Source organism: Paracoccus sigandri (assembly GCF_003709565.1).
In the GTDB taxonomy this organism is placed as follows: Bacteria; Pseudomonadota; Alphaproteobacteria; order Rhodobacterales; family Rhodobacteraceae; genus Paracoccus; species Paracoccus siganidrum.
In genome coordinates, this window is sequence record NZ_QNRC01000011.1 from 36,738 (window position 1) to 62,750 (window position 26,013).

The 26,013-nt window shown below is 68.5% G+C and carries 25 protein-coding genes and 1 riboswitch; of the genes, 2 read left to right on the forward strand and 23 right to left on the reverse strand.

Annotated features, from left to right (window positions below; all coding sequences use genetic code 11):
- Positions 1–133: 133 nt before the first annotated feature.
- The 11 genes from C9E82_RS11705 to gcvT form a co-directional block, all read right to left on the reverse strand.
- A complete protein-coding gene (locus tag C9E82_RS11705; RefSeq protein ID WP_119897864.1) occupies positions 134–1,069 on the reverse strand; it encodes an alpha/beta hydrolase in 936 nt (311 codons plus the stop codon).
- 79 nt (positions 1,070–1,148) lie between these two features.
- On the reverse strand, positions 1,149–1,853 hold the full coding sequence (locus tag C9E82_RS11710; protein ID WP_244936021.1) for a helix-turn-helix transcriptional regulator: 705 nt from the start codon (positions 1,851–1,853) through the stop codon (positions 1,149–1,151).
- A gap of 258 nt (positions 1,854–2,111) precedes the next feature.
- Positions 2,112–2,885, reverse strand: a complete 774-nt coding sequence (locus tag C9E82_RS11715) for a MetQ/NlpA family ABC transporter substrate-binding protein (protein WP_119897866.1) — start codon at positions 2,883–2,885, stop codon at positions 2,112–2,114.
- A 32-nt stretch (positions 2,886–2,917) separates the two neighbouring features.
- Positions 2,918–3,592 (reverse strand): methionine ABC transporter permease, encoded by a 675-nt coding sequence (locus tag C9E82_RS11720; RefSeq protein ID WP_119897867.1) that lies wholly within the window; start codon positions 3,590–3,592, stop codon positions 2,918–2,920.
- On the reverse strand, positions 3,582–4,643 hold the full coding sequence (locus tag C9E82_RS11725; RefSeq protein ID WP_119897868.1) for a methionine ABC transporter ATP-binding protein: 1,062 nt from the start codon (positions 4,641–4,643) through the stop codon (positions 3,582–3,584). The genes C9E82_RS11720 and C9E82_RS11725 overlap by 11 nt, the downstream gene beginning before the upstream one ends.
- Positions 4,644–4,778: 135 nt before the next feature.
- Positions 4,779–5,381, reverse strand: a complete 603-nt coding sequence (locus C9E82_RS11730) for an SCO family protein (protein WP_119897869.1) — start codon at positions 5,379–5,381, stop codon at positions 4,779–4,781.
- A gap of 3 nt (positions 5,382–5,384) precedes the next feature.
- Positions 5,385–5,903 (reverse strand): copper chaperone PCu(A)C, encoded by a 519-nt coding sequence (locus tag C9E82_RS11735; RefSeq protein ID WP_240643511.1) that lies wholly within the window; start codon positions 5,901–5,903, stop codon positions 5,385–5,387.
- Between the two features lie 123 nt (positions 5,904–6,026).
- Entirely contained in the window at positions 6,027–6,467 is a 441-nt protein-coding gene (locus tag C9E82_RS11740; RefSeq protein WP_119897871.1) for a hypothetical protein, read from the reverse strand.
- Between the two features lie 84 nt (positions 6,468–6,551).
- Positions 6,552–9,392, reverse strand: a complete 2,841-nt coding sequence (gene gcvP, locus C9E82_RS11745) for an aminomethyl-transferring glycine dehydrogenase (protein WP_119897872.1) — start codon at positions 9,390–9,392, stop codon at positions 6,552–6,554.
- A gap of 126 nt (positions 9,393–9,518) precedes the next feature.
- A complete protein-coding gene (gene gcvH / locus C9E82_RS11750; RefSeq protein WP_183154072.1) occupies positions 9,519–9,875 on the reverse strand; it encodes a glycine cleavage system protein GcvH in 357 nt (118 codons plus the stop codon).
- A 15-nt stretch (positions 9,876–9,890) separates the two neighbouring features.
- Positions 9,891–11,015: a glycine cleavage system aminomethyltransferase GcvT gene (gene gcvT, locus C9E82_RS11755; RefSeq protein WP_119900995.1), complete on the reverse strand. Its 1,125-nt coding sequence runs from the start codon at positions 11,013–11,015 to the stop codon at positions 9,891–9,893.
- Between the two features lie 152 nt (positions 11,016–11,167).
- Positions 11,168–11,257: riboswitch (glycine riboswitch) on the reverse strand.
- A 163-nt stretch (positions 11,258–11,420) separates the two neighbouring features.
- Here gcvT and C9E82_RS11760 point away from each other — a divergent pair.
- The gene (locus C9E82_RS11760; protein WP_119900994.1) at positions 11,421–13,160 is read left to right on the forward strand and encodes a glycosyl transferase family 90; all 1,740 of its coding nucleotides are present in this window, start codon (positions 11,421–11,423) and stop codon (positions 13,158–13,160) included.
- On the opposite strand, the gene C9E82_RS11765 is transcribed toward C9E82_RS11760, so the two are convergent.
- The 10 genes from C9E82_RS11765 to C9E82_RS11810 form a co-directional block, all read right to left on the reverse strand.
- Positions 13,157–13,741, reverse strand: a complete 585-nt coding sequence (locus C9E82_RS11765) for a histidine phosphatase family protein (protein WP_119900993.1) — start codon at positions 13,739–13,741, stop codon at positions 13,157–13,159. The two genes, C9E82_RS11760 and C9E82_RS11765, sit on opposite strands and share 4 nt — an antisense overlap.
- 1 nt (position 13,742) lies before the next feature.
- The gene (locus tag C9E82_RS11770) at positions 13,743–14,522 is read right to left on the reverse strand and encodes an SDR family oxidoreductase (RefSeq protein WP_119900992.1); all 780 of its coding nucleotides are present in this window, start codon (positions 14,520–14,522) and stop codon (positions 13,743–13,745) included.
- A 53-nt stretch (positions 14,523–14,575) separates the two neighbouring features.
- Positions 14,576–15,262 carry a ribulose-phosphate 3-epimerase gene (gene rpe / locus C9E82_RS11775; RefSeq protein WP_119900991.1) on the reverse strand — a complete coding sequence of 229 codons (687 nt, stop codon included), beginning with the start codon at positions 15,260–15,262 and terminating at the stop codon, positions 14,576–14,578.
- Positions 15,259–16,188 (reverse strand): CbbX protein, encoded by a 930-nt coding sequence (gene cbbX, locus C9E82_RS11780; RefSeq protein ID WP_119900990.1) that lies wholly within the window; start codon positions 16,186–16,188, stop codon positions 15,259–15,261. Before cbbX ends, rpe begins: the two co-directional genes overlap by 4 nt.
- Before the next feature lie 91 nt (positions 16,189–16,279).
- The gene (locus C9E82_RS11785) at positions 16,280–16,672 is read right to left on the reverse strand and encodes a ribulose bisphosphate carboxylase small subunit (protein WP_119897994.1); all 393 of its coding nucleotides are present in this window, start codon (positions 16,670–16,672) and stop codon (positions 16,280–16,282) included.
- Positions 16,673–16,685: 13 nt separating this feature from the next.
- The gene (locus tag C9E82_RS11790; RefSeq protein WP_420849823.1) at positions 16,686–18,140 is read right to left on the reverse strand and encodes a form I ribulose bisphosphate carboxylase large subunit; all 1,455 of its coding nucleotides are present in this window, start codon (positions 18,138–18,140) and stop codon (positions 16,686–16,688) included.
- A 24-nt stretch (positions 18,141–18,164) separates the two neighbouring features.
- Positions 18,165–19,244, reverse strand: a complete 1,080-nt coding sequence (gene fba / locus C9E82_RS11795; RefSeq protein ID WP_119897996.1) for a class II fructose-bisphosphate aldolase — start codon at positions 19,242–19,244, stop codon at positions 18,165–18,167.
- Positions 19,244–21,250: a transketolase gene (gene tkt / locus C9E82_RS11800; RefSeq protein WP_205962162.1), complete on the reverse strand. Its 2,007-nt coding sequence runs from the start codon at positions 21,248–21,250 to the stop codon at positions 19,244–19,246. Before tkt ends, fba begins: the two co-directional genes overlap by 1 nt.
- 20 nt (positions 21,251–21,270) lie before the next feature.
- A complete protein-coding gene (locus C9E82_RS11805) occupies positions 21,271–22,149 on the reverse strand; it encodes a phosphoribulokinase (protein WP_119897998.1) in 879 nt (292 codons plus the stop codon).
- Positions 22,150–22,167: 18 nt separating this feature from the next.
- Positions 22,168–23,166, reverse strand: coding sequence for a class 1 fructose-bisphosphatase (locus C9E82_RS11810; protein WP_119897999.1), 999 nt, complete (start codon positions 23,164–23,166; stop codon positions 22,168–22,170).
- Positions 23,167–23,268: 102 nt separating this feature from the next.
- Here C9E82_RS11810 and cbbR point away from each other — a divergent pair, with 102 nt between their 5' ends.
- Positions 23,269–24,189, forward strand: a complete 921-nt coding sequence (cbbR, locus tag C9E82_RS11815; RefSeq protein WP_119898000.1) for a LysR family regulator CbbR — start codon at positions 23,269–23,271, stop codon at positions 24,187–24,189.
- 43 nt (positions 24,190–24,232) lie between these two features.
- Here cbbR and C9E82_RS11820 read toward each other — a convergent pair whose 3' ends face one another.
- On the reverse strand, positions 24,233–24,895 hold the full coding sequence (locus C9E82_RS11820; RefSeq protein ID WP_221035984.1) for a flagellar hook capping FlgD N-terminal domain-containing protein: 663 nt from the start codon (positions 24,893–24,895) through the stop codon (positions 24,233–24,235).
- Between the two features lie 11 nt (positions 24,896–24,906).
- A complete protein-coding gene (locus C9E82_RS11825) occupies positions 24,907–25,947 on the reverse strand; it encodes a flagellar hook-length control protein FliK (protein WP_170162063.1) in 1,041 nt (346 codons plus the stop codon).
- Between the last annotated feature and the right edge of the window lie 66 nt (positions 25,948–26,013).

Here is a 26,013-nt window from a genome sequence, read left to right on the forward strand (position 1 = left end):
GGCAGCCGATCGGCGCTTTTTGCCGCTTTTCCTGCACAGGCTGGGCGTCATGCCGCCGCGCGGTACGCGGGGACGGGTTCACAAGTCTGCGTTGTGGCATCTTTCGGCAGCGTGCTGCCCGTCTTTTGGGCGATTATTCGCCTGCGGCGCGGCCTTCGCCGGCCGGTTCCCGGACGGGATTCGCCAGGCCCCCGACCGCCGCGGCCCAGGCAAGCGCCGGACCCAGCGAGGCGCGGAAGGTCGCGCCATGGGTCAGCCCCTCCAGCACGCTGACCCGCAGCTTCAGGTCGGGGCGCGCCTCCAGCCGCTTGGCCAGCGCCAGGGTCTGCGGCGAGGGGCGCGGCGCGACCGGGGCATCGGTGCTGCGGCGGTGTTCCTGGTCGCCCAGCATGACCAGCACCTCGGCGCGGCCATCGGCCAGGGGAACGGCGGCGGCCTCGATTCGCGCCAGGGCGCCGCCGCCGAAACCGGTCGAGGGGCTGACCGGGACATAGCCCCGGAACAGGTCCGGGCGGCGGAACAGCGTGGACAGCGTGAACAGCCCGCCGAAACTGTGGCCCCACAGGCTGCGCCGCGCCGGGTTCAGCATCGCGCCATCCGCCGCCGCCTGCATCAGCGGGCCCGCCAGCCGGTCGCGGAAGGCATCGTCGCCGCCGGTTGCGCGGCCTCGGGCGCGGGGCTCGACGGCGCCATTTAGCGGCGCGGGGGTATAGTCCAGCGTGCGGTCTTCGGCGGCGATCTCGGTCTCGACCTGATGGCCAAGGGCGATCACGGCCAGCCCCGGCTGGCGCGACAGCTGATCGGCCGTCAGCCGGTTGAAGGCGGCATTGCCGTCCAGCATCCAGATCGAGGGCCAGCCGCCCGCCGGCACGGGCCCCGAGGGCAGGGCGCGGAACAGCCGATAGCCGCGCCCGTCCAGCGTGACGTCTAGCCGGGATGTCCGGTGCGTGGCCGGCGGGGCGTCCAGCAGCGGCCAGGTCGCGATGCCGGGCGTCGGGCGGGATTGCCCGGAAAGGGCGGTGAGGGCGGCCGCGCCCGCAAGCAGGCGGCGCCGGGTCAGCGTGATCATCGGCGGTCTCCGTCGGATGGCGCTGGCTTGGGCTGGCTGACCCCGTCCTAGCGCGGGGCCGGGGCGATCTCAACGGTCGTCAGGCATGGTGCTGGGCGAAGATGACGATCGCCTGGACGCGCGAATTGACCCCCAGCTTCCGCAGGATCGCGCTCATGTGATAGTCGATCCCGCGCCGCGTCATGCCCATGATCAGGCCGATATCGGCATTCGACTTGCCCATCGCCGCCCATTTCAGGATCTCTTTCTGGCACGGGCTGAGGGCGCGGAAACCGGCCGAGGCGCTTCGGCCCACGGCATTCTCGACGCCGATGGCCGCAAGCCGCGCCCGCGCGGTATTGGCGACGATCTCGGCCGCATGGACCCGGTCCTGCGAGGGGCGGTCCTCCAGCGACAGCATGGTCAGCGCGCCCAGCCGGCCCGAGCCGCGGTTCATGGGCACGGTGATCCCGCCCTGCAATCCGACCGAGGTGATGTATTCATAGTAATCGTGATGCGGACCGGCCTGCCAGTCGGTCCGGCGCCAGGCCAGGGTCGGGCCGGTTCCGACGGCATGGGCCAGCAGCGGATCGCGCTCGAACCAGCCGTCGCGGTCATAGGCGACGCGCTCTTCCAGCGTCCATGTGGTCAGCGTCGGGTCGGTCATGAATTCGCGCCCCGAGGCCTTGCCGCAGCACAGGTTGAAGCTGACGAATCCCAGCGCCTGCGTTCCGCGCGTCAGGGCCGCCTCAAGTTGACGCAGGTCTTCCGCCGCGCAGATCTCGGCAACCGTCTGTGAAAGCACACCCAACATGACAAACACCAGGAACCGACAGAAAACACATGCGCCGTCCGGGGCGCTGAGCGCCCGTCAACTGTCAAGTTGCACAGTTGTATTCGCACATGCAAATGATATTGGCAGAACCGGTCGGTTTGATATGTTTGATTGCCGACTGCTGGCCTGACCGTTTCCGCGCGCGGCTGGCCGGGCTTCACGAGTATTGGTTGCGTGTAGCGCGGGGCGGGCAGGCGCCGGTCTTCCGGCGCCTGCGAGCGGAACGACCTACCAGGAGGTCAGGACCGCGCCCTCGTATTTCTCTTCGATGAAGGCCTTGATCTCGGGGCTCTGATAGGCCTCGACCAGCTGCTTCACCCAGGGCTGGTCCTGGTCGCCGTTCCTGACCACGATGATGTTCACATAGGGGCTGTCCTGTTCCATCGCGATCGCGTCGGTCCTGGGGTCCAGCCCCGAGGCCAGCGCGTAATTGGTGTTGATGATCGCGATATCGGCATCGGCCAGCGCGCGCGGCAGCTGCGCGGCGTCCAGCTCCATGAAGCGCAGGTTCTTCGGGTTCTCGGTCACGTCCAGCGGGCTGGGGACAAGCCCGGTGCCCTCGGCCAGCGTCACCACGCCCAGCTGTTGCAGCAGCAGCAGCGCCCGCCCGCCATTGGTCGGGTCGTTCGGGATCGCCACGCGGCCGCCCTCGGGCAGTTCGGCGATGTCTTCCAGCTTGTCGGAATAGACCCCCATCGGCGTGGTGATGGTGGTGCCGACCTCGACCAGGTCGAAGCCGCGATCCTTCATCTGGTTTTCCAGATAGGGGCGGTGCTGGAAGCTGTTGGCCTGCAGGTCGCCATCGGCCAGCGCCTGGTTGGGCACGACGTAATCGGAAAACTCGATCACCTGGATGTTCAGCCCCATCGGGGCGGCGACCTTGGCGACCTCTTCCATGATCTCGCCATGTTCGCCGGGCGAGACGCCGACCTTGATGTCCTCGGCCAGGGCGGCGGTGGCCGTCAGCGCGAGGATGGAGGCAACAGTGGTAAAGCGCAGCATCGGATGGCTCCTTGTCGTTGACTGCGGGAAATTCAGTGGCCGCGATTGCGGGGCGCGCGCTTGTCGAAGCGGGCGGCGATCCATTCGCCGACGGACTGGACCAGCTGCACCATCACGATCAGGATCACCACCACGGCCAGCATCACCTCGGGCATGAAGCGCTGATAGCCGTAGCGGATGCCCAGGTCGCCCAGGCCCTCGCCGCCGACCGCGCCGACCATGGCGGAATAGCCGATCAGGCTGACCACGGCCAGGGTCAGGCCAAGCGCGATGCCGGGCAGAGCCTCGCGGATCAGCACCTTGCGGATGATCTGCAGGGGCGTGGCGCCCATGGCGCGGGCGGCCTCGATCAGCCCGGCATCGACCTCGCGGATGGCGTTTTCCACCAGCCTTGCGATGAAGGGGATGGCGGCGATGGTCAGCGGCACGATGGCGGCGTCGGTGCCGATCGAGGTGCCGACCAGGGCGCGGGTGAAGGGGATGATCGCCACCACCAGGATGATGAACGGGACCGAGCGGGTCGCGTTCACGACCAGCCCCAGCACCCGGTTCAGCATCGGCGCCGACAACAGTTCGCCCCGCTGCGAGGTGGCCAGGAACACCCCCAGCGGCAGCCCGCCAAGCGTGCCGAGAACGGCCGAGGCCGCGACCATGTAGAGCGTCTGCAGCGTCGCGTCGAAAAGCAGCCAGATCAGGTTAGCGGACATAGCCCAGCACCTCTGTCAAAAGCCCGTGGCGTTCCAGATAGGCGCGGGCCTCGTCCGCGCGCGCGGCGTCCAGCGACAAAAGCAGGTTGCCGAAGGGATGCGGGCCGATCTCCTCGATGGCGCCGGCAAGGATGTTCACGCGGATGCCCAGTTCGGAATTCAGCTGCGACAGCATCGGGTCGGTCGCGTGCCGCCCCGCGAAGGTGACGCGCAGGACCTGTTCCGAGGCGCCCTCGGGCCGGGCCTGTTGCAGTCGGTTGGCGATGAAGGCCGGCAGGGTGATGCCGGTCACGCCCGACAGGAAGGATCGCGTGGTCGCGTGGCGTGGCGCGACGAAGACGTCATAGGTCGGCCCCGATTCGACGATCCGGCCGCCCTCGATCACCGCCATATGGCTGGCGATGTCGCGCACCACGGCCATTTCATGCGTGATCAGCAGGATGGTCAGGCCCAGGTCGCGGTTGATGTCGGCCAGCAGCCGCAGCACCGTCTGCGTGGTCTCGGGGTCCAGCGCCGAGGTGGCCTCGTCCGACAGCAGCACCTTGGGCTGCGTGGCCAGCGCGCGGGCGATGCCGACGCGCTGCTTCTGCCCGCCCGACAGTTCCGCGGGATAGCGGTCGCGCAGCGTCTCCAGCCCGACCCGCGCGATCAGGTCCTCGACCCGCGGGCGGATCTGGGCAGAGGGAAGCCCCGCGATTTCAAGGGGAAGCGCCACATTGCCATAGACGGTGCGCGACGCCAGCAGGTTGAAATGCTGGAAGATCATGCCGACGTCGCGGCGGATAGCCCGCAACTCCGCGCCGCGCGCCGCGCCCACGTTCCGCCCGCCCACCGCGACCGTGCCGCTGGTCGGCCGCTCCAGCCCGTTCACCATGCGCAGCAGCGTGGACTTGCCCGCGCCGGATCGGCCGATGATGCCGCAGATCGCGCCGGGCTCGATGGTCAGCGACACGTCCTCCAGCGCGGTGACGCGGGCGCCGCCGCTGCCCGGAAAGGCCTTGCCGACCTTGTCGAAGGTGATCGCCGCACCCGTTTTCGCGCTTTCGCTCATCGCATTTCCCAAGAGGCGCGCGCAACGTCGCGGGCGCGCCCCTGCGGGTTGCCTCAATCGCCCGCCGGACGCAACCCCGAGGGGCTGCTTCCGGTTTCCCTGACGCTGCGGCGGCGGGGCGGCGGGCGGGAAGGCTCAGCCGGCCAGCAGCCTGCGCAGGGTGCCCATCGCGCGCTCATGCGGCTCCTGATAGCCGATCAGCCCGAAATACTCGCCCTGCGCGTCGAACAGCAGCACCTGGGTCGAGTGATCGACATTGTAGCCGCCCTCGTTCAGCGGCGCCTTGCGGGCATAGACGCGGAAGGCGCGGGTGGCCTTGGCGATCTCCTCGGGCGTGCCGGTGATGCCGGTCACGCCCGGCACCCAGGACACGTATTCGCCAAGGATCTCCTGGGTGTCGCGCTCGGGGTCGACGGTGACGAACAGGACCCGCAATTCCTGGTCCTCGGCCTCCAGGTCCTCTTGCCAGGCCATGACCTCGCCCAGGGTGGTGGGGCAGACGTCGGGGCAATGGGTGAAGCCGAAGAAGACCGCCGTCGGCTGGCCCTTCATGCTGTCCTCGGTGAAGGGCTGGCCATCGGTGGTGACCAGCTGATAGTCGCCCTTGCCCAGGTCGGAATGCATCCCGGCCGGCTGGTTCAGGCGCGGCTCGACCACCTGGAACCAGACCAGCGCGGCCAGCGCCAGCACCACCGTTGTCCACAGCGCGATCCGCAGGATGCGAAGATTTCCGGCCATCGCTCAGTGCCCCTTGTGCATGTCGTCGCCCGCCTCGCCATGACCGGCGGCGCGCGAGTTGATCGGACCGATGGCCAGCGGAAGCTCGATCTCGCCGGCCTTCTCGAAGGTCAGGGTGACGTCGACGGTCTCGCCCTCGACCAGCGGGTGGCGAAGCTGCATGAACATCAGGTGCAGCCCGCCGGGGCGCAGCTCGACCGTCTCGCCGGCGGGGATCGGCAGGCCGTCGGGCAGTTCCCGCATCTTCATCACCTCGCCCTCGACGGACATCTCGTGGATCTCCACATGGCCGGCGGCATCGGAGGCGGCGGCGACCAGCCGGTCGTCCTCGGCGCCGCCATTGGTCACGGTCATGAAGCCGCCGGCGACCGGCGCATTGGGCAGCGTCGCGCGCGAGAACGGGCCGGTGATGGTCAAATCGCCCAGCTGCCAGCTTTCGCCGCTGTCGGCGTCATGCGCGAGGGCGGCGCCCGTGATTGCGGCCGAAGCGGCCAGCGCCGCGAGGAATCTGCGTTTCAGCATGATGATGATCTTTCGTCTGTCGGGTCGCAGCCGGGCCCGCATCGGGGGCAACGGGCTGCGAAGCAAGCGGATATGGCGCGATGACGTGGCGCAGCTGCCCGCCGTCACCGCCGCCGGCGGCTGTCAGACGGGCAGCGGCGGGCCTCGGGCGGCGGGTGCCAGGACCTCGATGCGGCGTTCATGCAGCGGGACATGCGGCGCGTGGCGGGCGGGTTGCAACACCAGATGCGGCAGCGGCCCGACCGCCGCCGCGGGCCCCAGCGCGGATTGCGCATGGATCGCCCAGTCGCAGACCGGGTTGTCGTGATGGGGGTCGGGGCGATCCTCGTCGGCGGGGATCAGGCTGCCATCGGCGGCAACCACCATGTCGACCAGCCCCTCGCCGGAACACAGCACGATGGTCAGCCGGTCGTCGGGGCCGGCGGCCAGCATCGTGCCCTGGCCGATCAGCGAGAACAGCAGGAAGGGCAGCACCAGCAGCCAGCCCAACGCGCGCCGCCGGCGGCGGCGGGGACCGCCCGTCGCGGCTGGCCTGTGGGCCGGAATGTCGCGCTGCGCGTCCATGTCGTTACCTGAGCGAAACCGCCCCGGTCATGCCAGAGCGGGCGCCGGAAGGAAAGGCGCAAGAGGTCGCAGGGCCCGCCCCCGCTACTCTGCCGCCTCGGCATAGGCTTCCAGCGGCGGGCAGGTGCAGACCAGGTTGCGGTCGCCATAGGCGTTGTCCACCCGCCCGACCGGCGGCCAGTACTTGTCCACCCGGAAGGCGCCGGGCGGGAAGCAGCCCTGCTCGCGGCTATAGGCGCGGTCCCAGTCCTTCACCAGGTCCTCGACCGTGTGCGGGGCATGGCGCAGCGGGCTGTCCTCGGCCGCGATGCGCCCCTCGGCCACGTCCGAGATCTCGTCCCGGATCGCCAGCAGGGCGGCGATGAAGCGGTCGATCTCGGCCTTGGTCTCGGATTCGGTGGGCTCAACCATCAGCGTTCCTGCCACCGGCCAGCTCATGGTGGGGGCGTGGAAGCCGTTGTCGATCAGCCGCTTGGCGATGTCGTCCACGGTGACGCCATGTTCCGCGAAGGGGCGGGTGTCCAGGATGCATTCATGCGCCACCCGGCCGCGATTGCCCATGAACAGGATCGGATAGGCCCCAGCCAGGCGGCTGGCGATGTAATTGGCGTTCAGGATTGCCACCCGCGTCGCCTGGGTCAGCCCGGCGCCGCCCATCATCAGGCAATAGGCCCAGGAAATCAGCAGGATCGAGGCGCTGCCCCAGGGTGCCGCGCTGACCGCGCCGCTATCTTGCTCGCGCGGATCGCCGGGCAGGAACGGCGCCAGATGCGCCTTGACGCCGATCGGGCCCATGCCGGGGCCGCCGCCGCCATGCGGGATGGCGAAGGTCTTGTGCAGGTTCAGGTGGCTGACATCGCCGCCGATCTCTCCGGGCTTCACCAGACCGACCAAGGCGTTCATGTTGGCCCCGTCGATATAGACCTGCCCGCCATGTTCATGCGTGATCCGGCAGACGTCGCGGACGGTATCCTCGAAGACGCCATGGGTCGAGGGATAGGTGATCATCACCGCCGCCAGCTTCTCGCCCGCCTTGGCGGCCTTGTCGGCGAAATCCTCCAGGTCGATATCGCCGTTCGGCGCGGATTTCACCACGACGACCTTCATCCCCGCCATCTGCGCGGAAGCCGGGTTGGTGCCATGGGCGCTGACGGGAATCAGGCAGATGTCGCGATCCTCGCCGCGCGCGCGATGATAGGCGGCGATGGTCAGCAGGCCCGCATATTCCCCCTGCGCGCCGCTGTTGGGCTGCATGGAGAACGCGTCATATCCGGTGATCTGGCACAGCTTGGCTTCCAGGTCCTCGATCGCCTCGGCATAGCCCGCCGCCTGGTCCTTCGGCGCGAAGGGGTGCAGTGCGCCGAATTCCGGCCAGGTGATCGGCATCATCTCGGCCGCCGCGTTCAGCTTCATGGTGCAGGACCCCAGCGGGATCATCGCCCGGTCCAGCGCCAGGTCGCGATCCGAGAGCCGGCGCATATAGCGCATCATCTCGGATTCGGCCCGGTTCATGTGAAAGACCGGATGGGTCAGATAGTCGCTGTCGCGCAGCAGGTCCTCGGGAATGGCGGGCGCCGTGGCGGGCCGGGCCGCGTCCTCGATCCCGAAGGCGTCCAGCAGCCGCGCGATTACGCCCGCATCCGTGGTCTCGTCGACGCTGATGCCGACCCGGTCGCGGCCCACCTTGCGCAGGTTGATGCCGCGCTGCTCGGCCGCGGCCAGGATCCCGGCCTGGCCCACGCCCACGCGCACGGTGATGGTGTCGAAGAAGGCCTCGGGCGCGACCTCGGCCCCGGCACCGCGCAGCGCATCGGCGATCGTCACCGCATGCAGATGCACCCGCTGCGCGATGGCCCGCAGGCCCACCGGCCCGTGGAACACGGCATAGAAGGACGCCATCACCGCCAGCAGCGCCTGCGCGGTGCAGACATTGCTGGTCGCCTTCTCGCGCCGGATATGCTGCTCGCGCGTCTGCAAGCTCAGCCGATAGGCCTTGTTGCCCTTGGCGTCGATGGACACGCCCACGATCCGCCCCGGCATGGCGCGCTTCAGCTCGTCCCGGCAGGACATGAAGCCGGCATGGGGCCCGCCATAGCCCATCGGCACCCCGAAACGCTGCGCCGAGCCGACGACGATATCGGCGCCCATCGCGCCCGGCTCCTTCAGCAGGCACAGCGCCAGCAGGTCCGAGGCGACCACGGCCAGCGCCCCCGCCCCATGCAGCGCGGCGATGTCGGCGCCCAGGTCGCGGATATGGCCATAGGTGCCGGGATACTGGAAGATCGCGCCGAAGACCTGCGCCGGGTCCAGGTCCTGGGCGGCGTCGCCGCGGATGATCTCGATGCCAAGCGGCGCGGCGCGGGTCTCGATCACCGCGATGGTCTGCGGATGCAGGTTGCGATCGACGAAGAACGCCCCGGCCTTCGACTTCGCCTGCCGCTTCGCCATGGCCATCGCCTCGGCCGCCGCGGTCGCCTCGTCCAGCAGGCTGGCATTGGCGATGGGCAGGCCGGTCAGGTCCGCGACCATGGTCTGGAAATTCAGCAGCGCCTCCAGCCGGCCCTGCGCGATCTCGGGCTGATAGGGGGTATAGGCCGTGTACCAGGCCGGGTTCTCCAGGATATTGCGCTGGATCGCCGGCGGCGTGACGGTGCCGTAATAGCCCTGCCCGATCAGGCTGGTCATCACCCGGTTCTTCGCCGCCACCCGCCGCATCCGCTCCAGCAGGCCCGCCTCGGACAGGGCCGGCCAGTCCAGCGGGCTCTCCTGCCGGATCGCCTGCGGCACGGTCTGCCCGATCAGGTCCTCCAGGCTCTCGGCCCCCACCGCGCGCAGCATCTCGGCCATCTCGGCCGGGGACGGCCCGATATGGCGGCGGTTGGCGAAATCGTCGGGTTGGTAATCGGTCGGGGTCCAGCGGGTCATGCGCCCTCATGCTCCATTCACGCGCCGGGCCGGAAAGGCGGCTTCATCTTGGCGCAAATATCCTCGGGGGGTCCGGGGGGCGAAGCGCCCCCGGCCTTCGCCGGGCCGCCAGGCCCGGCAACGGTCTCAGCCGATCAGCTCGTTATAGGCGGCCTCGTCCATGAACCCGTCCATCGCGCCGGCATCCGCGGGCTTGATGCGGAAGAACCAGGCGGCCAGCGGATCGGCATTCACGTCGCCCGGCGCGTCGGCCAGGTCGCCGTTCACCGCGGTGATCACGCCCGCCACCGGGGCCACGATGTCCGAGGCCGCCTTGACCGATTCGATCACCACGATCTCCTCGCCCGCCACGACCTCGCGGCCTGCTTCGGGCAGCTCGATGAAGACGACGTCGCCCAGCTGCTCGCTGGCGTGTTTCGTGATGCCCACGGCGATCTCGTCGCCCTCGGCGCGCAGCCATTCGTGGTCTTCGGTATATTTCAGCATGGGGTCGGCTCCTCAGCGTTTGTAGGACGGCGTGATGAAGGGCAGGGGGGCAATCGCCACGGGGATCCGCTTGCCGCGCAATTCGGCCCACAGGCGCGTGCCCTCGGGCAGGCGGGGATCCAGCAGCGCCATGGCGACCGGGCCGCCCACCGAAGCCCCGAACCCGCCCGAGCGGACCTGCGCCAGGGGCTCGCCCCCGGTCTCGGCCGCGAACAGGGCGACGCCCTCGCGGATCGGGGCGCGGCCCTCGGGGCGCAATCCGCGGCGGATGCGGGCGGGGCCGTCCTGCAGCTCGGCCAGGACGCGCGCGGCGCCGGGAAAGCCCCCGGCGCGGCAGCCGCCGTTGCGGCGAACCTTGGGGATCGACCAGCCAAGCGCGGCCTCGGAGGGCGTCACGCCGGCATCCATGTCATGGCCATAGAGCGGCAGCCCGGCCTCCAGCCGCAGGCTGTCGCGGGCGCCCAGGCCCACCGGCAGCACCTCGGGCTGTTCCAGCAGCGCCTCGGCGAAGCCGCGCAGGCTGGCCTCGGGGACCGAGATCTCGAACCCGTCCTCGCCGGTATAGCCCGAGCGCGAGATCCACAGCCCCGCCCCCTGCCAGTCGAAGTCGCGCAGGTCCATGAAGCGCATCGCGGCCGTGCCGGGGATCAGCCGCGCCAGCGCCGCCCCGGCGGCAGGACCCTGCAGCGCGATCAGGCCGCGATCGGCGACCGGCCGGACCCGGACGCCCTCAAGGCCGCGCAGATGGGCGATGTCCTGTTCCGCGCAGGCGGCGTTGACGACCAGCAGGAAGTGATCGCCGCGATTGGCGAACATCAGGTCGTCCATGATCCCGCCATGGCGGTTGGTGAACAGCCCATAGCGCTGCCGGCCCTCGGCCAGGCCCATCACGTCGGCGGGGATCAGGGTTTCCAGCGCCAGCGCCGCGCTCTGCAGGTTGCCGTCACGCGGAAAGACCTGCACCTGGCCCATATGGCCGACATCGAACAGGCCGGCCTGGGCGCGCGTATGCAGATGCTCGTTCAGCACCCCGGCGGCGAATTGCACCGGCATTTCCCAGCCGGCGAAGGGAACCATGCGGCCGCCCTGGGACAGGTGCAGCTGGTAAAGCCCGGTTCGGCGCAGTTTTTCGGACATGCTGTCCCCTTCATGCTCTGTGCCGGGCGCCCGGCATCGGTTGACGGGCGCTGCCCGCATGTCGATGCCCCCTCTGTCCCTGCCCGCGAGGCGGGCGCCTGAGATCGTTATCCCTTCGGCGGGCCGACACGCTCGGCCACTCTCCAGAGTCCTTGGGGAAAACGGTCCTTTTACCTGAGAGTTTGCCGGGGCGGCTGCTCCTTCGGTCCCGGCGTGAGGCCGGTTTCTCCCGATTTCCTGTCCCGACTGCTAGCCGCAGCCCCGCCGCAAGGCAAGCCTTTTGTCGTAGACGGGCCGGGAAGCGGCGCTTTCTGAAGGCGGGTTCTGCCTCGATTGACAGGGCCGGGCCGATGGCCGACACAGGCGCCCGCTGCGCATCGGGGAAATCGCGCATGGAGGCCGGTCTTGACGCGGAAATTCTTTCAGATCGGCTTCAACAAATGCGGCACCACCTTCATCGCCCGGCTGTTCCAGATGAACGGCATCCCGGCCCTTCACTGGCTGGAGGGCGCGCTGGCCGAGGACATCGCCTATGCCCGCCTGACCGGGCGGCAGCCGCTGCAGCGATGGGCGGCTGACACCGTGGCTTTCACCGACATGGAATCGGTGCGCTACCTGAACATGCCGGCCATCGAGGGATTCAGGGAATACGCCTTCCTGGACCGCGCCTATCCCGGCTCGGTCTTCCTCCTGAACACCCGGCGGCTGGAGGACTGGATCGCCAGCCGCTACATGCATCGCGGCGGCACCTATGCGCGGGCCTGGGCACAGATCCTGGGCGTCGGGCTGGGCGATCTGGCGGATATCTGGGCGGCGGACTGGCAGGCGCATCTGGCGGGCTGCCGCGCCCATTTCGCCGGCCGCCGCGAATTCGTCGAGATCGACATCGACGAGGCCGGCCCCCAGGACTACCGCGACGCCCTGTCGCCCTGGTTCGAGCTGCCGCATTGCCCGCCGGTGCCCGGCGCGGGGGTCCGCAAGGTGCGCGCGGGTTATCTGCCGCGGCTGGCGCGGATGCTGGACATGCCCCGCCCCGGCGCGGACCTGCCCGAGGATCTGCGCCAGCGCACCGCCGAGGCGCTGGCGCGCCATGCCCGCCCCGCGTCGGTGTCCCTGGATCCGGGCAAGGACGACGCCCCCTCGCCGCAATTCGCGCTGTTCGATGCCGCGACGGCCGAGGTCCGGGCGCAGGACGGCAGCCTCTTGCCGCTGCGCCGGGGCGAGGGCGGGAAATATCACCTGAACCCCGCCCATTCCGGCCTGCTGCGCATCGCCACGACCGTCAACGACATCGCCGAGGTGACGGGTCGCGGGACCTATCGGCTGGACATGCGGCCCGCCTGCCGGCTGGGCAGCGACGCGTCCCATCCCGTCGCCGGCCCCGTCATCGCGCCCAGCCGCCGGGCCGGGGCCCGGAACGTGTTCCTCTGGCCGATGCCCTGGATCCACCGGCTGGGCAATGACGGTTTCCTGGGTCCCCTGACCCGGCCCGATCCCGATTTCGCCGACAAGTGGGACCGCGCCGTCTGGCGCGGCGGGCTGGCGGGCTATGCCTCGGGCGACGGTGGCCCGGACCTGGACCGCCCGGTCGAGGCCGCCATCGCCACATTGCTGCAGGCGCCCGAGGGATCGGATCGGTTCCGCCAGGCCCGGAAGGTGCTGCAGGGCTCGTCCCGCCTGTCGCTCATGGCGCGGGCCGATGCCGATCTGGACGCCGCGCTGGTGGCCGATGCGCGGGCCCGCGCCGCCCTGCGCCGGGCGGGGCTGGAGGTGCCGCTGGCCGACCGGCATGACGACGCCTTCCTGCTGTCGCATCGCTATCTGGTCTGCCTGGGCGGCACGGCGGGGCCCGAGGATTTCCTGCCCCTGGCCAACAGCCATTCCGTGGTGCTGAAGGAAGAGGACGGGTGGGAGCTGTTCCCCTCGGGCCTGTTCCAGCCCTGGCAGCATTACATTCCGCTGCAATGGGGCGCCGCCGACCTGCCGCAGCGGCTGGCCTGGGCGCGGGTCAATCCCGATGCCTGCCGGCGCATCTCGGCCGCGGCCCGCCAGCTTTGCGCGGTGCTGGCCGACCCGGAATGCCGGCGGCGGCATCTGGCGCAGGTGCTGCGCGACTACCGCATCGCCAGCGGGCAGGCGGCTTAAGCGGCGCCCGCAAGCGCCTCGAGCGGGCGCCAGCCGTGCAATGGCGTCAATGCGGGCAGGCGGGCGGCCCAGACCGCGCCGCCGCCCGCAGGCTGGTCGTGGCGGCGGTCCGGCGCAAGCCCCGCGATCCGGCACCAGCACAGCGTGCCGATGCCGCCATGCCCGACGATCAGCAGATCGCCCGCCCGATGCGCGGCAAGCTGCCGGTGCAGCGCCGCCATGCCCCGCGCGGCCACCTCCGCCGCCCGTTCCCAGCCTTCGGCGCTGTCCTCGGGCCGGGCGAAGAAGGCATCGGCCAGCGCCTCGTGCCGGGCATGGGGGACATAGCCGGTGGCGCTGCGGTCGATCTCGTCCAGGCCGGGATCGGTTTCGGGCGCGATCGACAGGGCCGCGCCCAGGATGGCGGCGGTCTCGGTCGCCTTGGTCTCGGAACTGCTGACGATCCGCGTCGTGCCCGCCAGCCAGCGCGTGCCCGCCGCCAGCAGCCGGGCGCGGCCTTCCTCGGACAGCGACCAGCGCGGCACCGGGACCTTGGGGTCGATCCGCACCTGCAGGTGGCTGAGATAGCGCAGCAGCGCCATCTCAGACGGTGGCGTTCAGCGCGCCGCCATCCAGCAGGATGTTCTGGCCGATGATGAAGCGGGCATGTTCGCTGCACAGGAAGGCGCAGGTCGCGCCGAAATCCTCGGGCCGGCCATAGCTGCGGGCGGGGATGGTCGCCTCGCGCTGGCGGCGGGCCTCGTCCAGGCCGATGCCCTGGGCCTGGGCCACGCCCCTGTCCAGGCTGTCGGCGCGGTCGGTCGCATGGATGCCGGGCAGGATGTTGTTGACCACGACGCCATGCGGCGCGACCTGCCGCGACATGCCTGCGACGAAGCCGGTCAGCCCGGCGCGGGCGGTGTTCGACAGGCCAAGCGCGGCGATGGGAGAGCGCACCGATTGCGAGGTGATGTTGACCACCCGCCCCCAGCCGCGCCCGATCATGCCGGGGACCAGCGCCTGCATCAGCGCGACGGCCGACAGCATGTTGGCGTCGATGGCCTTGATGAAATCCTCGCGGCTCCAGTCGGTCCAGGTGCCGGGCGGCGGCCCGCCGGCATTGGTGACCAGGATGTCGGCCTCGCCCAGGGCCGCCAGCACCTTCGCGCGGCCGTCGTCCGTGGTGATGTCGGCGGCGACGGGGGTGACCTCGACGCCGTATTTCGCGGCGATCTCTCGGGCGGTGCGGGTGATCTCGGCCTCGGTGCGGCTGTTGATGACCAGGTCGACGCCCGCCTCGGCCAATGCCTCGGCGCAACCCCGTCCCAACCCCTTCGAGGCCGCGCAAACCAGCCCGCGCCTGCCCTTGATGCCCAGATCCATCCTGCCCTCCTGCGTTTCCCTGGGGGCAAGGAAACGCAGGAAGCCCGGAAATGTCAAACCGCCGCTTCGGCCGCCTCGCGGATGGCGCGGATGTTGTTGCCATAGGGCGCGGGATCGGCGACCGAGCCGCCGCGGAACACGGCCGAGCCCGCCACCAGCACGTCGGCCCCCGCCGCCGCGACCAGCGGCGCGGTCGCCGGATCGACGCCGCCGTCGATCTCGATATGGATGGGACGGTCGCCGATCAGCTCTCGCAGGCGGCGGATCTTGGCGGTCATGTCCAGGAATTTCTGGCCGCCGAAGCCCGGATTGACCGTCATCACGCAGACCAGGTCGGTCAGGTCCAGCAGATGCGCGACCGAATCGGCCGGCGTGCCGGGGTTCAGCGCCACGCCGGCCTTTCTGCCGGTCGCGCGGATCGCCTGCAGCGTGCGGTGGATATGCGGGCCGGCCTCGATATGGGCGGTGATCAGGTCGGCGCCGGCCTCGGCATAGGCCTCGATATAGGGATCGACCGGCGCGATCATCAGATGCACGTCCATGAAGGTCTTCACATGCGGCCGGAACGCCTTCACGGCGGGCGGGCCGAAGGTCAGGTTCGGCACGAAATGGCCGTCCATCACGTCGACATGCACCCAGTCGGCGCCCTGGTCCTCGATCGCCCGGATCTCGCGCCCGAAATCGGCGAAGTCGGCGGACAGGATCGAGGGCGCGATCCTGATCTTGCGGTCAAACGTCATGGCTCGTCCCTCTTGCGGCTGCCGTCGATGTCCAGCCCGCCGGAAAAGACGCGGCTTGGACGGATATCCGCCTCGGATATGGTCGAAAGCGTCGCCGCGTCAACCGGCCCGTCGCCTTCGAACAGCCGGTTCGCCTGCCGCAGCCGCGCGCGGTCCAGCGCATTGCGGATGCTGCGGGCATTGGCGAAATGCGGCTGGGCGCGCCGCAGGCGGATATATTCCTCCATCGCCGCCCGCCCCGCCTCGTCGAAGCGATAGCCCTGCACCTCCAGCATCGTCTCCGAGATGCGCCCCAGCTCCTCGTCGGTATAGTCGGGAAACTCGATGTGATGGGCGATGCGAGAGCGGAAACCCGGATTGGCGGCGAAGAAGCGGTCCATCCGGTCGGCATAGCCGGCCATGATGACGACCAGGTCGTCGCGGTTGTTCTCCATCACCTGCAGCAGGATCTCGATCGCCTCCTGGCCATAGTCGCGCTCGTTGTCGGGCTTGTAGAGGTAATAGGCCTCGTCGATGAACAGCACGCCGCCCATGGCCTTCTTCAGGACCTCCTTGGTCTTGGGCGCGGTATGGCCGATATACTGCCCGACCAGGTCGTCGCGGGTCACGCTGACCAGATGCCCCTTGCGCACATAGCCCAGCCGGTGCAGCAGCCCGGCCATCTTCAGGGCCACCGTGGTCTTGCCGGTGCCGGGATTGCCGGTGAAGGACATGTGCAGCGTCGGCGTCTCATGGGCCAGCCCCATCTCGCGCCGCGCCCGGTCGACCAGCAGCAGCGCCGCCGTCTCGCGGATCCGCTGCTTCACCGGCGCCAGCCCGATCAGCTCGCGGTCCAGCTCGTCCAGCACCTCGCGCACGCCCGAGCTTTCATACTGCTCCTTCAGGTCGACCGAGGCCGGAACCCGCTCGCTCACATCGCCATCCATGACCCGCCCTTTCATCTTGGCAGAAATATCCTCGGGGGGTCCGGGGGGCGGAACGCCCCCCGGCCGTCGCGGGACGCAATCACGCCACGCCTCAGCGCGCGACCAGTTCGTGGGTATAGCGCATCGAGCGCCCGTCCACCTCCTGCCGCCAGGTGCGGAAGGACGGCTCTTGCGCGGGACGGTTGACGATGAAGGACATCATCACCGTCTCCCAGCCCCGCGTGCTGTCGAAGGCGTTGATGCGGATATAGCTGTCGCCATGCGCCTTGCGGCATTCCTCCAGCTCCATCATCACGCCCTTGGCGTCCTTCAGGTCGAACATGGGATGGCCCCACATCTCCCAATAGGTGTTCCGGGGATGCGGCTCGTCGGTATATTCGATGCCGACCGCCCATTCCTTCGACAGGATGTATTCGACCTGCGCGCTGATCTGGGCGTCGTCCAGATCGGGCAGGAAGGAAAAGCAGCCCTGAGTGATACGCATGTGGTGATCCTCCTTAGCTGACGGACGCGGTCGGAACGAAGTCCGAGGTGTCGGTCGAGGTATAGTTGAAGGTGATGTTGCCCCAGACATCCAGCGCGGCTTCCAGCGGCTTGCACCACTTGGCGGCGCGGCGCAGGATCTCCGGGCCCTCGTTGGCGATATCCACGCCCTCGTTGCGGGCCAGGACCATGGCCTCCAGCGCGACGCGGTTGGCGGTGGCGCCGGCCTGGATGCCCATCGGGTGGCCGATGGTGCCGCCGCCGAACTGCAAGACCACGTCGTCGCCGAACAGGTCCAGAAGCTGGTGCATCTGCCCGGCATGGATCCCGCCCGAGGCGACCGGCATCACCTTCTTCAGGTTTGCCCAGTCCTGTTCGAAGAAGATGCCGCGCGGCAGGTCGACCTCGTTCTGCATCTCGCGGCAGACATTGTAATAGCCCTGCACGGTCAGCGGATCGCCCTCCAGCTTGCCGACGGCGGTGCCGCAATGCAGGTGGTCGACCCCCGCCATGCGCAGCCATTTCGCGATCACGCGGAAGCTGATGCCGTGGTTCTTCTGGCGCGTATAGGTGCCATGCCCCGCGCGGTGCATGTGCAGGATCATGTCGTTCTGGCGGCACCAGTTGCTGATCGACTGGATCGCGGTCCAGCCGACGATCAGGTCCACCATGACGATGACCGAGCCCAGCTGCTTGGCGAATTCGGCGCGGGCATACATCTCTTCCATCGTGCCGGCGGTGATGTTCAGGTAATGCCCCTTCACCTCGCCGGTGACGGCCGTGGCCTTGTTCACCGCCTCCATGCAGTAAAGGAAGCGATCGCGCCAATGCATGAAGGGCTGGCTGTTGATATTCTCGTCGTCCTTCATGAAATCCAGGCCGCCCTTCAGCCCCTCATAGACGACGCGGCCGTAATTCTTGCCGCTGAGGCCCAGCTTGGGCTTGGTGGTGGCGCCCAGCAGCGGCTTGCCGAACTTGTCCAGCCGCTCGCGTTCCACGACGATGCCGGTGGGCGGGCCGGCGAAGGTCTTCATGTAGGCCACGGGGAAGCGCATGTCCTCCAGCCGGGCGGCCAGCAGCGGCTTGAAGCTGAAGACATTGCCGATGATCGAGGCGGTGACGTTCGCGATCGAGCCTTCCTCGAACAGGATCAGGTCATAGGCGACATAGCAGAAATACTGCCCCGGCGTGCCCGGCACCGGCTCGACCTTGTAGGCCTTGGCGCGATACTGGTCGCAGGCGGTCAGCCGGTCGGTCCAGACGACGGTCCAGGTCGCGGTCGAGCTTTCGCCGGCCACCGCCGCCGCCGCCTCGATCGGGTCGACGCCATCCTGCGGGGTGATGCGGAACAGCGCCAGCACATCGGTGTCCTTGGGCTCGTAATCGCCGTCCCAGTAACCCATCTGGGCATATTTCAGGACGCCCGCGGCATAGCGTTTCTTCTTGTCGGTGATTTCGGTCTTGGACATCTCGTTCATGACTTCTTCCTCCTCTCAGGCGGCGCGCGCGCCGGTGGTGGCCGGGTCCAGCGCCCCCGACGCATAGCGTTTTGCCATCTCGTCCATGGCGACGACCCGGATCCGGCCGGCCTGTCCCGCGGTGCCGAAACGCTCGAACCGGTCGCGGCACAGCGCGGTCAGCTCGGTCATGGCGGGGATCAGGAACTTGCGCGGATCGAATTCCTGCGGCTTGTCGCGGGCGACCTTGCGGAACTGGCCGGTCATCGCCATGCGGCAATCGGTGTCGATATTCACCTTGCGGACCCCGTGGCGGATGCCGCGCTCGATCTCCTCGACCGGGACGCCATAGGTCTGCGGCATCTCGCCGCCCGATTCGTTGATCAGGTCCTGCAGGTATTGCGGCACGCTGCTTGATCCATGCATCACCAGATGCGTGCCGGGCAGGCGGTCGTGGATCGCCTCGATCACATGCATCGCCAGGATGTCGCCATCGGGCTTGCGGGTGAACTTGTAGGCGCCGTGGCTGGTGCCGCAGGCGATGGCCAGCGCGTCGCAGCGGGTGCGCATGACGAAATCCACCGCCTGGTCGGGATCGGTCAGCAGCTGCGAATGATCCAGCTTGCCCTCGGCGCCGGACCCGTCCTCGGCCGCCGCCTCGCCGGTCTCCAGGCTGCCCAGCACGCCAAGCTCGCCCTCGACGGATGCGCCGACGCCATGGGCGGCCTCGGCCACCCTGGCGGTGACGGCGACGTTATAGTCGTAATCGGCCGGGGTCTTCATGTCCTCGTGCAGCGATCCGTCCATCATCACGCTGGTGAAGCCGTGCCGGATCGCCGACATGCAGGTGGCCAGGTTGTTGCCGTGGTCCTGGTGCAGGCAGATCGGAACGCCTGGGTTCATCTCGGCCAGCGCCTCGACCATGCGGCGCAGCATGATGTCGCCCGCATAGGACCGGGCGCCGCGGCTGGCCTGCAGGATCACCGGGGCATCGACCTCGGCGGCGGCCTTCACGATGGCCAGCCCCTGTTCCATGTTGTTGATGTTGAAGGCGGGCACGCCATAGCCATGTTCGGCGGCGTGGTCCAGAAGTTGCCTCAGCGTGATCAGCGCCATCATTTTCCTCCGTTTTTCAGGGATTGGGCGATCAGGGTCTTCGCCAGTCCGGCGACATTTTCGGCGGTGATGCCGAAATGCCGGTAAAGGTCGGGGGCAGGGGCCGAGGCGCCGAAGCCCGTCATGCCGACAAAGCCGTCCTCGGGGCGCAGGACCTGGTCCCAGCCCTGCCGGATCGCGGCCTCGATGCCGATGCGCGGCGCATCGCACAGCACGCCCTGCCGATAGGCGGGGTCCTGCTGGGAAAACAGCTCGAAACAGGGGGCCGAGACGACGGCGGCATTGATACGCTCGGCCTTCAGCAGGTCGGCGGCGGCCAGGGCGATCTCGACCTCGGAGCCGGTGGCGATCAGCGTCACGTCGCGTTCCACAGGTGTCGCGCGCAGCACATAGGCGCCGCGCCGGCTGCGGTTCTCGGCATCGTCGTCGATCCGCACCGTCGGCAGGTTCTGCCGCGACAGGGCCAGGACCGAGGGCGTCGTCGCCGCGGTCAGCGCGATTTCCCAGGCCTCGGCGGTCTCCACCGCGTCGGCGGGGCGGAAGACCATGAGGTTCGGGATCGCCCGCAAGGCGGCCAGATGCTCGACCGGCTGGTGGGTCGGGCCGTCCTCGCCCAACCCGATGCTGTCATGGGTCATCACATGGACGACCGGGACCTCCATCAGCGCGCCCAGCCGGATCGCGGGGCGGGAATAGTCGGCAAAGGCCAGGAAGGTCCCGCCATAGGGGACGAAGCCGCCATGCAGCGCGATGCCGTTCATCATCGCCGCCATGCCATGTTCGCGGATGCCGTAATGGACATAGTTGCCCGCATAATCGCCCGGCGTGACGGCCCGCATCCCCTGGCTGCGGGTATTGTTCGAGCCGGTCAGGTCGGCCGATCCGCCGATGGTGTTGGGCAGGGTCGCGTTGACCACCTCCAGCGCCATCTCGCTGGCCTTGCGGGTGGCGAGGCCGGGGCGTTCGGCGGCGATCTTCGCGCAATGATTGGCGATGGCGCTGCGCAGCGCGCCTGCGTCGGGACGGTCCTGCGCCTTGAGGAAGGCGGTGCGATGGTCCGAGCCGTCCAGCCGCGCCTGCCATTCGGCCCGCGCCTGCGCGCCGCGCCGGGCGATGGCGGCCCAGGCGGCGCTGACATCCTCGGGCAGGGTGAAGGGGTCGTAGGGCCAGTCCAGCGCCTTGCGCGCGGCGGCGATCTCTTCCGGCCCCAGCGGCGCGCCATGCACGTCATGGCTGCCCTGCTTGGTCGGCGCGCCGAAACCGATGACGGTCTTGCAGGCGATCAGCGAGGGGCGGTCGTCGGCGCGCGCCGCCTGAATGGCCGCCGCCACCGCCTCGCGGTCATGGCCGTCCACCGCCTGCACATGCCAGCCGGCGGCGGCGAAGCGCGCCTTCTGGTCGGTCGAGCTGGACAGCTCGGTGCCGCCGTCGATGGTGATGCCGTTGTCGTCCCACATGACGACCAGCCGGCCCAGGCGCAGATGGCCGGCGATGTCGATGGCCTCGTGGCTGATGCCCTCCATCAGGCAGCCGTCGCCGGCGATCACATAGGTCCAGTGATCGACCAGATCATCGCCCCAGCGGGCATTGGCCATGCGCTCGGCCAGCGCCATGCCGACGGCGGTGGTGATGCCCTGACCCAGCGGGCCGGTCGTGGTCTCGATCCCCTGCGCATGGCCATATTCGGGATGGCCCGCCGTGCGCGACCCCAGCTGGCGGAAGCGGCGCAGCTGGTCCATGTCCATGTCGCCGTAGCCCAGCAGGTGATTGATCGCATAGACCAGCATCGAGCCATGCCCCGCCGACATCACGAAACGGTCGCGGTCGGGCCAGCGGTGATCGGCCGGGTCCAGCCGCATGAAGCGGTGAAACAGCACCGTCGCCACGTCGGCCATGCCCATCGGCGCGCCGGGATGGCCGGATTTCGCAGCCTCGACCGCGTCCATGGCCAGCGCGCGGATGGCATTGGCCATGCGGGTCTCCAGCGCGGGGTCGATTCGTGTCATCTGGTTCATCTGTTCCTCCGTCAGGCGCGTTTCGATTCGCTGACCAGCCGGTTCACCATCGGGGTCAGGATCAACTGCATCGCCAGGTCCATCTTCGGGCCCGGAATGACGATCGAATTGGCGCGGCTCATCCACGAGCCGTCGATCATCGCGGTCAGGTAGGGAAAATCGATGCCGCGCGGATTGCGGAAGCGGATCACCACCAGGCTTTCGTCCGGCGTCGGTATCCAGCGGGCGATGAACGGGTTCGAGGTGTCGACCACCGGGACGCGCTGGAAATTGATGTCGGTTTCGGTGAATTGCGGGCAGATCACATGGGTATAGGCATGCATCCGGCGCAGGATCGTGTCGGTGACCGCCTCGGTCGAATAGCCGCGCGCGGCCTTGTCGCGATGGATCTTCTGGATCCATTCCAGGTTGATGACCGGCACGACGCCGATCTTCAGGTCGGCATGGCGCGCGATGTCGATGCCGCTGGCCGGGTCCGCCACCGCGCCGTGCAGCCCCTCGTAGAACAGCAGGTCCGAGCCGTCCTCGAAGGCCTGCCAGGGCGTGAAGGTGCCGGGGGCGGCGCCCCATCTCTCGGCCTCCTGCTCGTCATGGACATAGTGGCGGGTCTCGCCGCTGCCGGTCTCGCCATAGATGCGGAAGACCTCTTCCAGCTTGGCCAGCTCGTTCGCGTCGATGCTGAAATGGCTGAAGGTGTGGTCGCCCGCCTCTTGCCGGCGGGCCAGTTCGGCCTTCATGGCGGCGCGGTCGAAGCGGTGGAAGGCGTCGCCCTCGATGCTGACCGCGCTGATCCCCTCGCGCCGGAAGATCTGGTCGAAGGTGTTCTTGATCGTGGTCGTGCCCGCGCCGGAACTGCCGGTGACCGAAATGATGGGGTGTTTCTTGCTCATGTCGCTTTTCCGAAAGATTCAGGCGCGGAACAGGCCGCGATTGCCGAAAAGGGCCGAGACCTCGCCCTCGGGCAGGTCGTGATAGGCGGCGACGCGGTCGACCTTCTCGGAGGATCCGAAGACCAGCGGCGTGCGCCCGTGCAGCTGCGTGATCGTCGCGTCCAGGATCGGCAGCGCCCCGTCGGTCGCGCGGCCGCCCGCCTGCTCGATCAGCATGGCGATGGGCGCGCATTCATAGAGCATCCGCAGCCGGCCGCGCTCGTATCCCTTCCGGGCGTCGGCGGGATAGAGGAAGATCCCGCCGCGCATCAGGATCCGATGCGCCTCGGCCACCAGCGAGGCGATCCAGCGCATGTTGAAATTATGCGCGCGCGGCCCGTCCAGCCCGGCCAGGCAATCGTCGATATAGGCCCGGATCGGGCGCGGCCAGTGGCGGTAGTTCGAGGCGTTGATGGCGAATTCGAAGGAACAGTCGGGCAGGGTGACGCGCGGATCGGTCAGGTCAAAACAGCCGGTATCGGGGTTCAGCGTGTAGAATTGCGTGCCCTCGCCGAAGCTGACCACCAGGCAGCAGCGCGGCCCGTAGATGATATAGCCCGCCGCCAGGATGTCGCGGGCGGGGCGCAGGAAGCTGGCCTCGGCCGGGCCGCTTTCGGCGGGATAGACGGCGAAGATCGTGCCGACCGAGACGTTGGTATCGATGTTGGACGAGCCGTCCAGCGGGTCGATGGCCAGGGCCATGGTCCCTTCGTCCTGCATCGGGACGGGATCTTCCTGCTCCTCGCTGGCATACCAGCGCAGGCCTGCGCCTTTCAGCGCATCCCGGAACAGGGCATCGGCCTGGACGTCCAGCCTCTTCTGGCCGTCGCCGTCGCTGTTCGTGCCGACCTCCGCGCCCAGATTCGCCCCGCCGCGGCGGATCACCGAGGCCAGGGCGGCACCGCCGCGGGCCAGCGCCAGCATCAGCGGATGGAAATCCCGCGGGATATGCATGGTATCGATGCCTGGCACGCTCATCGGTCCCTCCCCTGGCGACAGCACGGCTTGAGAGGGACCTTGACAGGTGAGGCGCTTCGATAAAATTTAATAATCTGAAAATGAAATTCAGGAATTCTTAATATGCGTCTGGATGCCCTGACCCTGCGCCAGCTGCGCGCCCTTCGCGCCGTGGCCGATAGCGGCAGCCTGACGGCCGCCGCCGCCACGCTGGGCCTGACGCCGCCGGCGGTTCACGGCCAGCTGAAGGCGCTGGAGGACCTGGCCGGCTGCGCCCTTGTCACGCGGGGCGAGCATGGCGCCTTCCACCCGACCTCGGAAGGCGGGGCGCTGCTGGCCGCCGAGGCGCAGATCCAGACCGCCCTGGCCCGCGCCGGACGCGAGATCCGCGCGCTGCGCCAGGGTCGCATCGGCAATGTGGTCCTGGGGGTGGTCTCGACCGGAAAGTATTTCGCCCCAAGCCTGGTGGCGCGCCTGCTGCGGCGGCTGCCGGATATCGAGGTCACGCTGCGCATCGGCAATCGCGATTCGATCATCTCGGCGCTGGGCGGGGATGAGCTGGACCTGGCGATCATGGGGCGCCCGCCGCGCGAACCGGCGGTGATCGCCGAGCCGATCGGCCCGCATCCGCATATCATCGTCGCCGCGCCCGACCACCCGCTGGCGAAGGCGGATCCGGTCACGCCGGGCGATCTGCTGGAGCAGACCTTCCTGTCGCGCGAGGAGGGATCGGGAACGCGCATCCTGATGACCCGTTTCCTCGACCGCATCGGCGAGGGCATCCCCTGGCGCGCGGTCGAGATGGGCACGAACGAGACGATCAAGCAGGCGGTCATGGCCGGGTTGGGAATCGCGCTGATATCCCAGCACACCGTGACCGAGGAGTTGCGCGCCGGACGGCTGGTGGCGCTGAACGCCATCGGCCTGCCGATCCAGCGCAGCTGGTACCTGATGCACCGCACCGATCGCGAGATGAGCCCCGCGACCGCCCGCATCCATGCCGAGATCCAGTCGATGCGCGGCGCCTTCCTTCCGGTGGCCTGACTGCCCGGTCGGCCCCTTCGCGGCCCATGGCACACCGCCATTCCTATGGCGCCTCGCGCAGGGCCTCGACGGCATTCGCTGCGACCGGAACCCCGCCCTGGAGGATCAGCGTCACGCCATTCGCGCCCGTCTCGGCCTCGGTGATCCGGGAATAGACCCCGACCGCCTGTTCCGAGATCACCTGGCCATTGAAGGAGCTTTCCGTCCGGAAGGAATAGCGCCCGTCGGCAAGCTTTTCGCCATGGGCGTCGCGCCCATACCAGTCGACCTGCCCCGAGCCCGGCCCGATCTCCTCGCGCTTCACCTCCAGACCCGAGGCGTCCAGCGTGACCAGGGTCACGCTGTCGGCGCGGCTGTCCGGGGCGACATCCAGCGTCAGCGCGGCATTCCCGAACCAGACCGGCCCGGATGTCCGGGCTTCCTTGCCGATCCAGTCGGCCACCTGTCCCAGCCCCGAACCGCCAAGCTGCGCAATCATCTCGTTCAGCAGCTTGTTTGTCTGCGCCTGCTGTTCGACGCTGGAAAATGTCGCCAGCTGCACCGCGAATTCCGTGCTTTCCATCGGGTTCAGCGGGTCCTGGTTCTGCATCTGCGTGGTCAGCATGCGCAGAAACGCGTTGAAGTCACTGCTGATTTCCTGCGCCTTTGAAATCGCCCCACTGCCCATGCTGCGGTCCGCCGGGCTGTTTCCAACTGCTGAGATCATCCTGTTGCCTTTCAAACTCTGATATCGATCCGGCGGTCGCCGCCAAGCCGGCCGAAGCCGTCCGCAGAAGCGGTGACGGCGGTAACGATCCGGGGCGGATCGGAGTGTTCCTCGGGTGATTCGGAGGCCTGGGACGGGTTTGCCTCGTCCTGCGGGCCGTCGCTCGTGAAGGTCAGCGAAGGCGACCCCGTTCCTTCCTCGCCGAAATATTCCAGCAGAAGATCGGCGTTGCGGCGCATCAGCTCCAGCACTTCCGGGCGTTCCGCCCAGACCAGGATATGCGGCGCGCCGTTCTGGCGGCTCAGGACCAGGCGCAGGCGCCCCAGCTCCTCTGGCGAGAGCGCGATTTCCAGCCGGTCGCCCTGCATCCTGACCAGTGCCTCGGCGACCTGCTGAATCGCGGCGGTTCCCTGCTGCGCGGGCAGCCGATTCGCGAGAGAATGCTCCGCGATCGCGGTCGAATCGCGAGCGGCTGTCTGGAGATGGATTTGCTGCGACGATTCGGCACCCTCGACGACAGGGCCATCGGTCCCCATCGTCGCCTGCAACGGAATGTCCTTTGGAATCGGGGCAGGTTCTTCTACACCGACAGATGCCATCCGCGTCATCGTCGGCGATCCGGGCGCTTCCCTCGCGGCCTCGATCCCGGTTGCGGTGGCCCTGCGCGCCGTCTCTCCGTCCAGGATGCTGCCGTCAGCCTCCTCTTCCGGCAGCGCGCCGGAAATTCCGGTCCAGGCCTCCATGATGTCGGCGAGGGGATCCTTCACCGCACCGTCCCCGGAAGGCCGCGGTTCTTCGATATCGATTCGGATCGACCCATCTTCAACGAGAAGGGGCAGCTCCTGGTGTCCCTCATGGACGAGCTGTGCCTCAAGGCTGTCGCTCTCACGAGAAAACGCGTCACCGGCATCACTCGCGACGCGCTGCGTTTCTTCGGAGGCATTGTGATCCGGGGTGTTGCGGCTGGGCATATGGCCACGGCCTGCCCCGTTCGAGGCAGCCACGTCCCGGCCGGTTTCGGGAAAGCCAAAGAAAGCATGAACCGAACTCATGATCGCTCCTGTCGACATGCTTCATGATTAGCCTTTAATCCTTACCAATTATTTACTGATAACATG